The organism is Rhizobium laguerreae (genome assembly GCF_019778565.1).
Taxonomy (GTDB): domain Bacteria; phylum Pseudomonadota; class Alphaproteobacteria; order Rhizobiales; family Rhizobiaceae; genus Rhizobium; species Rhizobium laguerreae.
In genome coordinates this window covers 359502-372574 of record NZ_JAAXQT010000003.1, presented here as the reverse complement: position 1 = coordinate 372574, position 13073 = coordinate 359502, and the positions used below count along the sequence as shown (strand labels likewise).

The following is a 13073-nucleotide window of genomic DNA, read 5'->3' as shown; positions in this document are numbered from 1 at the left end:
AAGGAAAAATGCGAAAAGAAAGATTGCGGGAGGACCCGATGGGCAAGACGATACGGTTGACGATGGCGCAGGCCGTCGCGCATTTCCTGAAAGTACAGATGACGATCGTCGACGGCAAGAAAGTGCCGATCTTCGGCGGCGTCTGGGCGATCTTCGGTCACGGCAACGTCGCCGGTATCGGCGAAGCGCTCTATCAGGTGCGCGCGGAATTGACGACCTATCGCGCCCACAACGAACAGGGCATGGCGCATGCCGCGATCGCCTATGCCAAGGCGAATTTCCGCACGCGCTTCATGGCCTGCACCAGCTCGATCGGGCCCGGGGCGCTGAACATGGTGACGGCTGCCGGCGTGGCGCATGTCAATCGTATCCCCGTTCTCTTCCTGCCGGGCGACGTCTTCGCCAACCGCGCGCCGGATCCGGTGCTGCAGCAGATCGAGGATTTCGGGGACGGCACGGTTTCGGCCAATGACGCCTTCCGTCCGGTTTCGCGCTATTTTGACCGCATCACCCGGCCCGAGCAGATCATCACGGCGCTGAAGCGCGCCATGCAGGTCCTGACCGACCCGCTCGATTGCGGTCCGGTGACATTGTCGCTCTGCCAGGACGTTCAGGCGGAGGCCTATGATTATCCGGAAAGCCTGTTCGAGGAAAAAGTCTGGGCGACCCGCCGGCCGCAGCCGGATGCGGATGAGCTCGCAAATGCCATCGCGCTGATCAAGGGATCGCAGAAGCCGGTGATCATTGCCGGCGGCGGCGTGCTTTATTCGCAGGCGACGAAGGAGCTTGCCGCCTTTGCCGAGGCCCACGACATTCCGGTCGTCGTCAGCCAGGCCGGCAAATCGTCGATCAACGAGAGCCATCCGCTGGCGCTTGGTTCGGTCGGCGTCACCGGCACCTCGGCGGCGAATGCGATCGCCGAAGAGACGGACCTCGTCATCGCCGTCGGCACCCGCTGCCAGGATTTCACCACCGGCTCCTGGGCGCTGTTCAAGAACGACAGCCTGAAGATGATCGGCCTCAATATCGCCGCCTATGACGCGGTGAAGCACGACAGCCATCCGCTGGTGACTGACGCCCGCGAAGGGCTGAAGGCGCTTTCGGCAGGGCTTTCCGGCTGGAAGGCGCCGGCAGCCCTCGCCGAGAAGGCAGCGGCGGAGAAAAAGATCTGGATGGAGACCGCGGCCAGGGCGATGGCGACGACCAATGCCGCCCTGCCCTCCGATGCGCAGGTGATCGGCGCGGTGGCGCGCACGATCGGCGGCGAGAATACGACGGTGCTTTGCGCCGCAGGCGGCCTTCCCGGCGAATTGCACAAGCTGTGGCCGGCCACCACGCCCGGCAGCTATCACATGGAATACGGCTTTTCCTGCATGGGCTACGAGATCGCCGGCGGCCTCGGTGTCAAGATGGCGCGTCCGGAACGCGATGTCGTCGTCATGGTCGGCGACGGTTCCTACATGATGATGAATTCCGAGCTCGCCACCTCGGTCATGCTCGGCCTCAAGCTCAACATCGTCGTGCTCGATAATCGCGGTTACGGCTGCATCAACCGGCTGCAAATGGGGACCGGCGGCGCCAACTTCAACAATCTGCTGAAGGACTCCTATCACGAGGTGATGCCGGAGATTGATTTCCGCGCGCATGCCGAAAGCATGGGCGCCATCGCCGTCAAGGTCGCATCGATCATGGAGCTGGAGCAGGCGCTCGCCGCCTCGAAGAAGAACGACCGCACCTCGGTCTTCGTCATCGACACCGATCCGCTCATTACCACCGAGGCCGGCGGCCACTGGTGGGATGTCGCGGTACCTGAGGTCAGCCCCCGCGAAGAGGTCAACGAAGCGCGCAAGGGCTATGTCGAAGCACGCGCCGCCCAGCGCATCGGTTAATCTACTGCATAATTCCTTAAATCGGGACCGATTTAAGGACAAAATTATGCAGCAATTCGAGGTACTACAGCGTCCTTTGCGCGTCTGAAAAGACGCGCGGCGCTGTAGTGCTATGATTTCTCGGAAGAGCGTCCCGGCTCTTCCGCAATGCTTTTAAGGAGAATGTTGATGAAGGCCAAACTCGGCATGTCGCCCATCGCCTGGTGGAACGACGATCTTCCTGAGCTCAGCGACGATGTGTCCCTGGAGGAATGCCTGCGGCAATCGCGCAGTGCCGGTTTCACCGGCATGGAAAAGGGACGCCGCTTCCCCGACGATCCCGAGGTGATGCTGCCCATTCTGCGCGCCGCCGACGTGACGCTGTGCGGTGGCTGGTTCTCCGGCACGCTGGTCAATGAGGAGCTTGCCGCCAACAAGGACCGCATCGCGCCGATGATCGCGCTGTTCAAGGCGGTCAATGCACCTTGCATCGTTTATGGCGAAGTCGGTCGCTCCATCCAGGGCGACCGCTCCAAGCCGCTCGCGACCAAGCCGCGCCTCTCCGATGACGAGATGAAGGACTATGCGCGTCGCGTCACGGAATTCGGGGAATGGTGCGCCGAGCAGGGCATGCCGCTCTCCTACCACCATCACATGGCCGCCGTCGTCGAAACCGAGCCGGAACTGGACGCCTTCATGCGCCATTCGGGCGAAGGCATTCCGCTGCTGCTCGATGCCGGGCATTTGGCCTTTGCCGGCGGCGACGTGTTGCGTGCCATCGAGAACCACCACGCCCGTATCAACCATGTTCACGTCAAGGACATTCGCAAGCCTGTGGTGGATGGGCTGGACCGCAGCCGGCAGTCCTTCCTCGATGCGGTGGCACTTGGCGCCTTCACGGTGCCGGGCGACGGCTCGCTCGATTTCGGCGCCATCGTCCAGAGGCTGGCCGATCATTGCTATGAAGGCTGGTTCGTCGTCGAGGCCGAACAGGATCCGCGCAAGGCCCCGCCGCAGAAAATGGCCGAGATCGGCCACGCCGAGTTGATGCGCGTCATGACGGCTGCGGGCTATACCGTTGAAACGGAAGGCTTTCCTAAGGGATCGTAGAGAACTGTTTGCCCGGAGATTCCTCCCACAAGGAGTTGGTCTTTCCGGACTGCTGGAGCAAGTAGCCCCCTCATCCGCCCTTCGGGCACCTTCTCCCCGTGGGGAGAAGGGGGAATGGAACGGCGCGGCATGTCCCTTCTCCACTCGGGGAGAAGGTGGCGGCAGCCGGATGAGCAAGGGGGCCGCACACGCCAATTTACAAGGAAAACACCAATGCCAAATCTCAAGGTGAAACCATCAGGCACGCATGGCCGCGTCACGCATGTCACCCCGGAAAGCGCCGGCTGGACCTATGTCGGCTTCGATCTGCATCGGATGAAGCCGGGCGAAACCGTCTCGGGAGAGACGGGCGATCGCGAAGTCTGCCTCGTCTGGGTGACCGGCAAAGGCAAGGCATCGGCCGGCACCAAGGATTTCGGCACGCTCGGCGGCCGCATGAATCCGTTCGAAGGCGCGCCGCATGCCCTCTATATCCCGATGGAATCGACATGGTCGGTGACGGCAGAGACCGATCTGGAGCTCGCGGTCTGCTCCGCACCCGGCGGCGGCACCTATCAGGCAAAGGCCATCCCGCCCGGCACGCATCCGCAGGTGACGCGCGGCAAGGGCACGAATGTGCGCTATGTCAACAATATCATGCCGGAAGACGACAGCTCGGCGCATTCGCTGCTGGTCGTCGAGGTGATCACGCCAGGTGGACACACCTCTTCCTATCCGCCGCACAAACACGACCAGGACGACCTGCCGAACGAGAGCTTCCTGGAAGAGACCTATTACCATCGCCTCAACCCGCCGCAGGGCTTCGCTTTTCAGCGCGTCTATACCGACGATCGCTCGCTCGACGAGGCAATGGCGCTCGAGGACGGCGATGTGACGCTGGTGCCGAAGGGCTATCACCCCTGCGCCGCCTGCCATGGCTACGACCTCTACTACCTCAACGTCATGGCCGGACCGCAGCGGATCTGGAAATTCCACAATGCCGCCGAGCACGAGTGGCTGCTGAAAGCATAACCGTCGCCTCCGATCGCTAAATAATCTGACAGCGCGAAACCGCCGCTGATGGTTCACTGCCTCCATCCAAAACACGGATGGAGGATCACCATGCACAGCCCGAATTTCACGATACCGGCGCGAAATATTCGCTCTCTTACGCGACCAGGCCTGGTCCTTGCCGCAATCAGGGCGGCGCGCTGGCTGGCGCGCAAAATAAACGAACGACGCAACCTGAATGCGTTGATGGAGCTTTCCGACGAACAGCTGAAGGATGTCGGCCTTTCCAGGGGGCAGACGGAAAGCGATGTTCACGTCTACAGCCGTTACTAAAGTGCTGTTATAAGTACGGTCGGTTCTGGCCTGTCTGATACGGAATATGCAATGTCGCAGTTCTCAACGGCACCGCTTCTGAAAACGAAGATGGTCACTATTCGTGACATCGTCTGCAATGGCGAGTGCCGTCATAAGAGCGACGAGGAATGCGCCCACAGGACGAGCCTCGTCTATCCCTATCGCGGCGTCTTCATGCGGCATGTCGGCCGCAATGATACGGTGGCCGAAGCCAATCAGGTCTTGTTCTTCAATGCCGGCCAGGGATATCGGATCAGCCACCCTATCGAGGGTGGCGACGCCTGCATCGATCTGGCGATCGACGAATCCATGCTTGAAGAGCTTACGCCGAAGGAGCAGGCGCAGCCCGGCCCGCCCTTTTCCTTCCGCCGCCAGCGCCGGCGGATCGATCCGCGCGCACAGGCGCTGGTTGCGCTCCTGCGTCATGGTCTCAGCCGCAACGTCGCCGAAACGCTGGAAGCGGAAATATTGGCGCTGACGCTGGTGCGCCGCTCACTCGGCGAGCGCACATCGCATGCGGCGGGCGCCAGCGCCGGCCGGCAGAAACTCGTCGACCGGGCAAAGCTGGTGCTTTCCTCCGATCTCGCGCGGCGCTGGACGCTTTCGGAAATCGCCGCCGAAGTGGGCGTCTCGCCCGTTTATCTCACCCAGGTCTTCCAGCAGGTCGAGGCGACGCCACTTTACCGCTACCAGCTGCGGCTGCGGCTTGCCCGCGCGCTCGATCTGCTTGGCCAGTATGAGGATCTGACCGCGCTCGGTCTCGATCTCGGCTTCTCCAGCCATAGCCATTTCAGCGCTTCCTTCAAGCAGTCTTTCGGGCAGACTCCGGCCGAATTCCAGCGCGCGGCGCAGCTGCGACGCAGGTAAAAGCTTCCATCAATCGCTAAAGATTTCGACAGCGACGATGCGGTCTTCGATGATCTTATGAGCTTGTCCCGATCGCGGGACGATTAACGGAGGATCCTCAGATGAAGAAGACCACATGCGCCGCCTGCGACTGCGAACTCGGTGCGGAGACCATCACCGTCAAGCTTGGCGGCAAAGCTGTCGAGGTCTGCTGCCAGGAATGCGCCGAGGCGCTGAACGAGGCGGAAGCCGCAACATCGGCCGCTTCGGCAGGCAAGGAATGACGATTCCAGGCAAAAGCCGCGCTCCCTAGCGCGGCTTTTCCGTCTCAGGCGGGCAGAAGCCCGTAGCGCCAGCCGCGGCGTTTGGCGTTCTGCGACAGCACCAGGAAAGCAAGGATGAACATGCCTGCCTCGGCAAAGACCGGCACCATCCAGATCCCCTGCTCGCCGAAGACGAAGGGCAGCAGGAAGGTGAGCGGCAGGGTGAGCAGATAGGGCCGCGACAGGCCGAAGATCGCCGCGCGCGGGGCATCGCCGATCGACTGGAAATAGGACGACAGGATCAGCATCTGCCCGAAGAGAAAATAGGCGCCGATCGTCCAGGGCAGAATGCGCCTGACCTCGGCAATGATCGCCGGATCGGCAACGAAGACGGCGCCGATCCGGCCGGCCAGCAATTCGACGGTGATCTCCACCAGGGTGCAATAGACGAGCGCCATGGCGATCTGCAGGCTGCCGCCGACGCGGAGCCCGAGGCCGGCACCGTGATTGTTGCCGACGATCGTCTGCAGCGCGATGCTGAGGCCGAGCAGTGGCAGATAGGTGAAGGTCATGATCCGGGTGATGATGCCGTAGGCGGCAACAGTCGCGACGTAGTCATGCGTGCTCCAGAGCGAGACGTTGAGCAGAATGGCGGCCGAGGCCAGCGATATGCCGATGAAGCCGAGGCTCATCGGTGCGCCGAAGGCGACGATGCCGCGCCATTCTGCAAGAGCCAACCCCGGGGAAGGCCTCAGTGCCGCCGGCCGGCGCCAGCGATAGGCGAGCACGGCTGAGAGGCAGACGAATTGCGATGCGATGGAGCCAGCTGCCGAACCGAGCACGCCCCAATGCATCACCGCCATGAACAGCCAGTTGGCGAGGATGTTGAGCAGCGAGGCCGACAGCGTCACCAGTGTCATGAAGCCGATCTTGCCTTCGCAGCGCAGCCCATCGAGATGCAGCGACAGGAAGAAGCCGACCGGCGCACAGGCGATCATCGCGCCCATGAACAGCATGGCGCCATCGGCCACGGCAGCATTGCCGGCGGCACCGGCATCGATGATCTGCCTGCCCACCTTCCAGTGGACCAGATTGAGGATGAGGGTAACGGCGAACGCCAGCGCATGCGCGCCGGCAAACACCCGACGCGCGCCTTGACGATCGCCGGCGCCGAGCCGGCGGGCGAGGATGCTCGCCATGCCATTCGAGACCAGCGATTGCAGGGCGACCAGCAGCATCAGCCCCGGGAAAATCAAGCTGACGGCAGAGAGCGCGTCCGGGCCGACATAGGCACCGAGGAAATAGGCGTCGACGACGGTGAACAGGCCGTTGACGGTGGTGATCGTGACGATCGGTGCCGCCGTTTTGATGAAGACGCCCGGCAGCCAGCCGGTGAGAAAGGCATTGCCTTGAGAGAGATCGGTCATGGAGAAATCCGTGCAATAGCGGGCGAGGCCCGATCCGGCTTAAAAATCCTGCGTATCCGGACAGCCTCAAAAGGATGAGAGCAAATTAGAGATCGAGCACCAGATGCGGCACGCCGTTCGATGTCTTCCGCGGCGACACGCCGTCGGCGTCGATCTGCGCGTTCACACGCTGGCGAAAGGCGGAAAAACTCTCGAAGGTAACCACATCCACCGGCTCGCCGAAATGGATGGTGATCCTGTGGAGATCGCCGCCCGGCAGGGCCGAAAGCGCCAGTACTTCGCCGGTGAACGGCTGATTGAGATAACGGCCGCGAATATGCGCGCCGACGAAGAGCGGCGTCTTCGGGCTAGCATTGGGCTTTGCCGCAAGGGCCGCGAGCGTGTTCCAATCGCGCACGCCGTGCTGGCGGGCAATCATTTCCAACGCCGCACTGTGGGTCAGCGGGGTGCCGCGATCGTTCATCGCCTGGCGCAGGCGCCTGGCCTGGGCCTTCAATTCATCAATGGCAGGATAGGTCGTCGTCATGGCGTGAGCCTTCGCAAGGCATGCTCTTCGACTGCGGATGGTAGCTCGCTTTGCCGCCAGTCAGCATGCACAAAGGGCCGTGACCATGATCGCGAGGACTTCACCATGGATTTTCATCCGCGAGCGGCCGGTGCCTCGAACCGGCCTTTGTATGCGCGAACGCCACCGACATGTCAAGAATGACGCATCTGCTTCAGGAATGCGCAGCTTTGGAGCAAATCTGCACGAAATCGGTGCGATTTTCCCGCGGCTTTCACATAAGCATTCAATCTTAACGGTGTTCTTCAGCAAATGTCAGCATTCTTCGGCTAATATCCTGTCGTATTACAAGCGGAGGCTAAAAGGGCCTTTCAGATGCACCTCGACACAGAACACCCCAAGCCGGAACGTGCCTACAGGGAATTCAACCTCGACAGGCCCGGCAACATCATCTTCGTCGGCCATCACCTCAGCACCGGAACCCAGGTGCGCTGCCTGATCCGCACGATCACGCTTGCCGGCGCATTGCTTGAAGTCAGCCCGAACCTGGAAATACCGAGCCATTTCTTTCTCGAAATCCTAGGCATCCATGACGAGATCGGTGCGACCGTGGTCAAGCGCGAAGGCGAATCGGTGACGATCAGCTTCAACATGCTGATCAATCCGGAATTCCTGCACCACGTGTTGCGATTGAACTTCGAAACCTGAGGCTTTTTCCGATCCGTGAATCATCGCGGCGCGTCGCCTTTGTTTCGCCGCTCCGTCTTGCGGCGAGACGCGCGATGATCGAAACGGCCCAGAGAAATCCGCGCCATTCCGGACGCTCGAGTGGATCGGCCAAGGGATCATGGCGGATCCGGCGATTGCCGTTTTCGATTTCCTTAAAGAGAACAATCCAGTTGAGATCCATTGCTCGATCCTCCATCTATTTGGCTCAGGCACTTGAGCTAAGCCTTCGCGCCCCTCCGATGTAGAGGCGCTAGGGAAAGGGGGTTTTCATCCATGAAAGATGCGAGCTGGGACGACTTGCAGCTTTTCTTCCATGTTGCGACCGGCGGCGGGCTTTCGGCGGCGGCGACGCGCACCGGGCTCAGCGCACCGACGATCGGCCGGCGCATGCTGGCGCTCGAACGGGTGACCGGCCGCTCGCTGTTCAGCCGCGGCCCCACCGGTTATCTGCTCGCCAAGGACGGGCAGGAACTGCTCGATCGCGTCCGGCTGATGCAGGATGCGGCGCGTGCGATCTCCGACTGGCGCGGCGAGGTGCTGACACTGCCGATCGTCTCGACGGCCGCCGACAGCTGGACCTCGCGCTTCGTCGCCGACCATCTGGCAAGCGTCTGGACGCCGAAGGACAGCTTCCGCATGTGCTACAAGACCTGCGATGCGACCGTCGATTTCACCTATCGCGAGGCGCATATCGCCATTCGCCACAGCCGGCCAGAGAGCGGCAACGTCGCGATCCGCCGTTCGGTCAAGGTGGCGCATGCGGCTTATCAGGCGGCCGGCTATGACGACAAAAACTGCAACTGGATCTCGCTCGGCACAGATACCGCCATCACGCCGGCGGACAAATGGACGTTCGAACAGCCGGATTCCTGGATCACCAGCTGGACGAACACGCCGCATATGCTCTTTTACCTCATCCGCGGCGGTGCCGGCCGCGGCGTGCTCCCCTGTTTCATCGGCGATCAGGAGCGCAGGCTCGTCCGCGCCGGACCGGTCATCGACGAACTGACCTACGACATGTGGATCGTTGCGCATGACGACGAGCGGCAAAGGCCGGAGGTCAGGATCGTCATCGACCGCCTGGCGGCGCTCTTTGCCGATCATGAAGTCCTGTTTGCCGGGCAGAAACCGTCCGCGTGACGCGAAAACGCGGGCCTCTCGACCCGCGTTTCCTCAGGTTGTGCTAGAGCGGTTCAGCTTCACGGGAAGCGCATAACCGCTCTAGCCTTCTGTTCTTACGCAATGCCGGACGGAAAACCGCTTCACACTTTTCCTGGAATTGCTCTACTGGTTCTTCGCAATTCCGGACGGAAAACCGCTTCACACTTTTCCTGGAATTGCTCTACTGGTTCAGGCGGCGAGATGCCGCTCGATCTCATCGACCGGCATATTGGTATAGTCCTTCGCCAATTCCACGGAGATCGCTGCTTGCGTATCGGCGCTGAGCGCCGGCCGCAGCGCGCCGAGTGCTTTCGGCGGCGCAACGAGGACGATGCGGCGGACATCCTTTTCCTGCGACAGCTCATCCAGCCTTTCTGCGACTTGTTTCAAGAATTGGGCTTCGGCCTGATCCTGCCAGTTGGTCTCCTCCACAGCACTGCGGCTGAAGCCATCGGCGGCATGGCTGCGGCCGGGCTTGTCGGTGCCGATCTCGCGGTCTGGCTCGCTCGGCTGCGTTAGAGTTTCCAGCACCTTCAGCTTCATCAGCTGGGCATCGCCGGCATTCTGCATGATCAGAGCCTTGGCTCCGTTGCAGACCACGACCCATGATTTCCAAGGGATTTTGACGTCGGTCATCTTCAACTCCTCGCTGTCGTCATTCGAAGCGCGCCGTGCTTCATCGATCAAGGCACAACGCTCGGCCATTGAAAGAGTTCGGGAAAATTGCGCCGAAATCGAACGGGGCGGCGATCCGGTCGGCCTTGGCCGCGTAGAAAGGCTAAGCTCGGTAAATTGACGACGAAGACAGCGCTGTTTGCCTATGCCGGCACCTTTCTCACTCTTCTCATCTGCGACGGGATATGGCTCGGCCTCATCGCCCGCAACTTCTACCGCGACCAGTTGGGAGCGCTGATGCTGCCCTCGCCCAATCTGGCGGTCGGCGCACTGTTCTACCTGTTCTTCGCCGCCGCAGTGCCGTGCTGCCAGCGCTGTCGGCGGGCTCTATCGCCACGGCGTTCTCCACGGTGCCATTCTGGAACTGGCGGCCTATGGCACTTATGACATCACCAATCTCGCCACGCTTCGCAACTGGCCGCTCGCCATGAGCCTGGTCGACATGGCCTGGGGCACGGCTCTGACGGCGCTGACTGCCGCCGGTAGATATTTCGCGGTCAGATTTTTTGGCTGAAACGGGAGCCTGGAGATGCAAGCCCGCGTCCCGAAAATGGACATCGGGCGTCCCGCTTGGAAACAAAGTTTAAACTCGTTAAAATTGTAATTTTATATTTGACGAATGTGCAAAACATTCATGTGACCTTGGTTGGAGCAAGACCCCAGCTTGAATGAGATCAAGACCAGCTTGCTCGTGATCAAGACCAGCTTGCTCGTGATCAAGACCCCAAATGTGCACTGTCTGACGGAGAATGTGAATGACTATGCTCCGCGCTACACACCTTGCCACGGTCAAATCCGCTGTCTACGACCTGCGCTGGGAAGAGTTCAACGTCAAGCGACCCGCCCGCATCGTCGCCGTCCGCCCGTGCCTGACCGGTGTGTCGATGCGAAGCGCCGAGATCATCGATATCTCGCAGGGCGGCGCCACCTTCATCGTATCGACCACCGCCGGTCTGCCGAAGCATTATTATCTCAACATTCTCGGTCTCGCCTACCGGATCGGCTGCGCCGAGGTCTATCGCCACAAAGAACGCATCGGGGTGCGGTTCATCAACATCATGGACCCCGAGGTTCTGCGCCGCGTCGTCCGCACCGATTTCATGATCGGCAACATGGAAGCAATCGACGCCCGACGTGCGCCGATCTTCCGCGCGTGAACCGGCCCATAACAGGCTTATTGCAGAAATAATCTTGCTTGCGTTGGCCGTGCCCGGGCCTATTGTTGCGCCGATTGTCAATATGTCCGGGAAACCGCCTTCGCATGTCCGCCTTTTCGCGCTTCACACCTCTTGCCAGCGCCCTGCCCTCCACAGTTCCCTTCGTCGGTCCCGAGGCGATCGAGCGCCAGCGCGGGCTTGCCGTTTCGGCGCGTATCGGCGCCAATGAGAACGGCTTCGGCCCAGCCGCTTCCGTGTTTGCCGCGATGCGCGAGGAGGCCGGCAATATCTGGAAATACAATGATCCGGAGAATTTCGCGCTCCGGGAAGCGCTTGCCGCCCAACTCGGCGTCTCGGCCGCCAATATCGCCATCGGCAGCGGCATCGACGAATTGCTCGGCCAGATCGTCCGGCTGGTGATCGAGCCGGGGGCGCCCGTCGTTACCTCGCTCGGTGCCTATCCGACCTTCAATTTCCATGTCGCCGGTTTCGGCGGCCGGCTGGTAACCGTTCCCTACGCAAACGACCGCGAGGATCTCGACGGGCTGCTCGATGCGGTGAGGCGCGAGAATGCGCCGCTCGTCTATTTCGCCAATCCCGACAATCCGATGGGAAGCTGGTGGGATGCCGACAGCATCCTCGCTTTCGCCCGTGCGCTGCCCGAGACGACGCTGATGGTGCTCGACGAGGCCTATAGCGAGACGGGGCCGGCAGGTTCGCTGCCGTCGATCTCCTCGCTCATCGAGCTGCCGAACGTCGTTCGCACCCGCACCTTCTCCAAGGCCTACGGGCTTGCCGGCTCACGCACCGGCTACGCGATCTCGACGTTAGGCACGGCACAGGCCTTCGACAAGATCCGCAATCATTTCGGCATGAACCGGCTGGCGACTGCAGCAGCGCTCGCGGCGCTGAAGGACCAGGCCTATCTCGTCGAGGTGGTCGGGAAAATCCATGCGGCGCGGGAGCGGATCGGCGGCATCGCCCGGGCGAACGGCCTTCAACCGCTGCCCTCGGCGACGAATTTCGTGGCGATCGACGCCGGCCGCGACGGCGCTTATGCCAGGGCGATCGTCGACGGGCTGATGGATCTCGGGGTTTTCATCCGCATGCCTGGCGTGGCGCCGCTCAATCGCTGCATTCGCGTCAGCGTCGGGCCGGAGACGGATATGGCGCTGCTCGAAGAAGCGCTGCCGCAGGTGCTGAAACAGATCAGCCGATAAAACGAAGAACCGCGGCCGGTGGAGGATCCGGTCGCGGTTCCGTTCTCCCGGCGTCGGCCCCGTCCAAAGCGCCCCGCCAGCCCCTGTTTTTGAGGTTGTTATTGCTGCTCTTGTCAAATGCCTGATCGGAGACGGTGTTAGCTAGTGAACCGTCATCCACTCGCGGGCGGCGCGCAGCGCTGCTGCGAGCTGCATCTTGTCCATGGCGGCGGCCACGTCGGCGCGAAGCTCGGCGGCGCGGTCGTTGCCCTTGATTGCGGCGATGTTCAGCCATTTGTGGGCTGCGACGAGATCGACTTCGCAGCCGCGGCCGGTCGCATACATCAGACCCATCTCGCAGAAGACATCGGCGCTGTTGTTGTCGCCACCCATGGTGGCCGTTTCAGCATCGTGCATTTCAAAGCGTGCCATCGGTTTTATCCCTGTTAGCCTGTTTATGACTGACCCTGTTTTACCTCTAGGCCTTGCCGTCTATCGCGGCTTGCGGCCCTTTCGGTCCGGCGGGTTTGCCCCGCTCGTTTGATGGGTTCACTATGCCAAACGGCTTTCAAAAAACGCCTAAAATGCATGATTAATTTGAGACAAACAAAGTGCAAACACTTGGTAAAATTGGATTTTCGTTAAACATCGGACTCCCTGCGAATTAAGGATTTTCGAGCGAATTTTACGAAAGATTCAGATTTGAAAATAAACGGATCGTTCATCATGAAATCAGCAGGCGATCTCTTTCTAAGCTGGACGAATGGCTTTTTCTCGCATTTTTCAGCC

The 13073-nt window shown here is 61.2% G+C and carries 15 protein-coding genes and 1 pseudogene; 11 read left to right on the top strand and 5 right to left on the bottom strand.

All coding sequences use genetic code 11. The features are described 5' to 3' along the window. The first annotated feature begins 38 nt into the window (after window positions 1–38). The 6 genes from iolD to HFO71_RS12380 all read left to right on the top strand — a co-directional run bounded on the left by iolD (window position 39) and on the right by HFO71_RS12380 (window position 5452). A complete protein-coding gene (iolD, locus tag HFO71_RS12405; protein WP_077976108.1) occupies window positions 39–1889 on the top strand; it encodes a 3D-(3,5/4)-trihydroxycyclohexane-1,2-dione acylhydrolase (decyclizing) in 1851 nt (616 codons plus the stop codon). A gap of 168 nt (window positions 1890–2057) precedes the next feature. After that, on the top strand, window positions 2058–2978 hold the full coding sequence (gene iolE / locus HFO71_RS12400; protein WP_077976107.1) for a myo-inosose-2 dehydratase: 921 nt from the start codon (window positions 2058–2060) through the stop codon (window positions 2976–2978). Between the two features lie 213 nt (window positions 2979–3191). Further along, on the top strand, window positions 3192–3989 hold the full coding sequence (gene iolB / locus HFO71_RS12395) for a 5-deoxy-glucuronate isomerase (RefSeq protein ID WP_077976106.1): 798 nt from the start codon (window positions 3192–3194) through the stop codon (window positions 3987–3989). Between the two features lie 90 nt (window positions 3990–4079). Continuing rightward, on the top strand, window positions 4080–4301 hold the full coding sequence (locus HFO71_RS12390) for a DUF1127 domain-containing protein (RefSeq protein WP_029871484.1): 222 nt from the start codon (window positions 4080–4082) through the stop codon (window positions 4299–4301). A 51-nt stretch (window positions 4302–4352) separates the two neighbouring features. Beyond that, window positions 4353–5189, top strand: a complete 837-nt coding sequence (locus HFO71_RS12385) for a helix-turn-helix domain-containing protein (protein WP_077976105.1) — start codon at window positions 4353–4355, stop codon at window positions 5187–5189. 101 nt (window positions 5190–5290) lie between these two features. After that, window positions 5291–5452 (top strand): hypothetical protein, encoded by a 162-nt coding sequence (locus tag HFO71_RS12380; RefSeq protein ID WP_017959744.1) that lies wholly within the window; start codon window positions 5291–5293, stop codon window positions 5450–5452. Between the two features lie 44 nt (window positions 5453–5496). Here the strand turns inward: HFO71_RS12380 and HFO71_RS12375 are convergent, their stop codons facing one another. Together HFO71_RS12375 and HFO71_RS12370 are read right to left on the bottom strand one after the other, a co-directional pair. Continuing rightward, on the bottom strand, window positions 5497–6858 hold the full coding sequence (locus HFO71_RS12375; RefSeq protein ID WP_221988145.1) for an MATE family efflux transporter: 1362 nt from the start codon (window positions 6856–6858) through the stop codon (window positions 5497–5499). A gap of 85 nt (window positions 6859–6943) precedes the next feature. Further along, the gene (locus tag HFO71_RS12370) at window positions 6944–7384 is read right to left on the bottom strand and encodes a glyoxalase superfamily protein (protein ID WP_077976103.1); all 441 of its coding nucleotides are present in this window, start codon (window positions 7382–7384) and stop codon (window positions 6944–6946) included. A 354-nt stretch (window positions 7385–7738) separates the two neighbouring features. On the opposite strand from HFO71_RS12370, the gene HFO71_RS12365 reads away from it, so the two are divergent. Then, window positions 7739–8071, top strand: coding sequence for a hypothetical protein (locus tag HFO71_RS12365; RefSeq protein WP_077976102.1), 333 nt, complete (start codon window positions 7739–7741; stop codon window positions 8069–8071). On the opposite strand, the gene HFO71_RS35820 is transcribed toward HFO71_RS12365, so the two are convergent. Further along, complete coding sequence (locus HFO71_RS35820; protein ID WP_077976101.1) at window positions 8022–8273, bottom strand: hypothetical protein; 252 nt, start codon at window positions 8271–8273, stop codon at window positions 8022–8024. The two genes, HFO71_RS12365 and HFO71_RS35820, sit on opposite strands and share 50 nt — an antisense overlap. A 92-nt stretch (window positions 8274–8365) precedes the next feature. On the opposite strand from HFO71_RS35820, the gene HFO71_RS12360 reads away from it, so the two are divergent. Continuing rightward, window positions 8366–9232 carry a LysR family transcriptional regulator gene (locus tag HFO71_RS12360; protein ID WP_077976100.1) on the top strand — a complete coding sequence of 289 codons (867 nt, stop codon included), beginning with the start codon at window positions 8366–8368 and terminating at the stop codon, window positions 9230–9232. Window positions 9233–9442: 210 nt separating this feature from the next. On the opposite strand, the gene HFO71_RS12355 is transcribed toward HFO71_RS12360, so the two are convergent. Then, complete coding sequence (locus tag HFO71_RS12355; protein WP_077976282.1) at window positions 9443–9889, bottom strand: baeRF12 domain-containing protein; 447 nt, start codon at window positions 9887–9889, stop codon at window positions 9443–9445. Window positions 9890–10045: 156 nt separating this feature from the next. On the opposite strand from HFO71_RS12355, the pseudogene HFO71_RS12350 reads away from it, so the two are divergent. From HFO71_RS12350 to HFO71_RS12340, 3 genes and pseudogenes are all read left to right on the top strand, one after another. Next, window positions 10046–10442 (top strand): annotated as a pseudogene (locus HFO71_RS12350) (DUF2177 family protein). A 241-nt stretch (window positions 10443–10683) separates the two neighbouring features. Next, window positions 10684–11085: a hypothetical protein gene (locus HFO71_RS12345; RefSeq protein ID WP_003546879.1), complete on the top strand. Its 402-nt coding sequence runs from the start codon at window positions 10684–10686 to the stop codon at window positions 11083–11085. Window positions 11086–11189: 104 nt separating this feature from the next. Beyond that, window positions 11190–12305, top strand: coding sequence for a pyridoxal phosphate-dependent aminotransferase (locus HFO71_RS12340; RefSeq protein WP_077976099.1), 1116 nt, complete (start codon window positions 11190–11192; stop codon window positions 12303–12305). 141 nt (window positions 12306–12446) lie between these two features. Here HFO71_RS12340 and HFO71_RS12335 read toward each other — a convergent pair whose 3' ends face one another. Then, window positions 12447–12716 (bottom strand): SEL1-like repeat protein, encoded by a 270-nt coding sequence (locus HFO71_RS12335; protein ID WP_077976098.1) that lies wholly within the window; start codon window positions 12714–12716, stop codon window positions 12447–12449. Between the last annotated feature and the right edge of the window lie 357 nt (window positions 12717–13073).

Bases quoted from the DNA above. Each gene is read 5' to 3' on its own strand.
- iolD (WP_077976108.1), top strand. From the start codon at position 39: ATGGGCAAGACGATACGGTTGACGATGGCGCAGGCCGTCGCGCATTTC.
- iolE (WP_077976107.1), top strand. From the start codon at position 2,058: ATGAAGGCCAAACTCGGCATGTCGCCCATCGCCTGGTGGAACGACGAT.
- iolB (WP_077976106.1), top strand. From the start codon at position 3,192: ATGCCAAATCTCAAGGTGAAACCATCAGGCACGCATGGCCGCGTCACG.
- HFO71_RS12390 (WP_029871484.1), top strand. From the start codon at position 4,080: ATGCACAGCCCGAATTTCACGATACCGGCGCGAAATATTCGCTCTCTT.
- HFO71_RS12385 (WP_077976105.1), top strand. From the start codon at position 4,353: ATGTCGCAGTTCTCAACGGCACCGCTTCTGAAAACGAAGATGGTCACT.
- HFO71_RS12380 (WP_017959744.1), top strand. From the start codon at position 5,291: ATGAAGAAGACCACATGCGCCGCCTGCGACTGCGAACTCGGTGCGGAG.
- HFO71_RS12375 (WP_221988145.1), bottom strand. From the start codon at position 6,858: ATGACCGATCTCTCTCAAGGCAATGCCTTTCTCACCGGCTGGCTGCCG.
- HFO71_RS12370 (WP_077976103.1), bottom strand. From the start codon at position 7,384: ATGACGACGACCTATCCTGCCATTGATGAATTGAAGGCCCAGGCCAGG.
- HFO71_RS12365 (WP_077976102.1), top strand. From the start codon at position 7,739: ATGCACCTCGACACAGAACACCCCAAGCCGGAACGTGCCTACAGGGAA.
- HFO71_RS35820 (WP_077976101.1), bottom strand. From the start codon at position 8,273: ATGGATCTCAACTGGATTGTTCTCTTTAAGGAAATCGAAAACGGCAAT.
- HFO71_RS12360 (WP_077976100.1), top strand. From the start codon at position 8,366: ATGAAAGATGCGAGCTGGGACGACTTGCAGCTTTTCTTCCATGTTGCG.
- HFO71_RS12355 (WP_077976282.1), bottom strand. From the start codon at position 9,889: ATGACCGACGTCAAAATCCCTTGGAAATCATGGGTCGTGGTCTGCAAC.
- HFO71_RS12345 (WP_003546879.1), top strand. From the start codon at position 10,684: ATGACTATGCTCCGCGCTACACACCTTGCCACGGTCAAATCCGCTGTC.
- HFO71_RS12340 (WP_077976099.1), top strand. From the start codon at position 11,190: ATGTCCGCCTTTTCGCGCTTCACACCTCTTGCCAGCGCCCTGCCCTCC.
- HFO71_RS12335 (WP_077976098.1), bottom strand. From the start codon at position 12,716: ATGGCACGCTTTGAAATGCACGATGCTGAAACGGCCACCATGGGTGGC.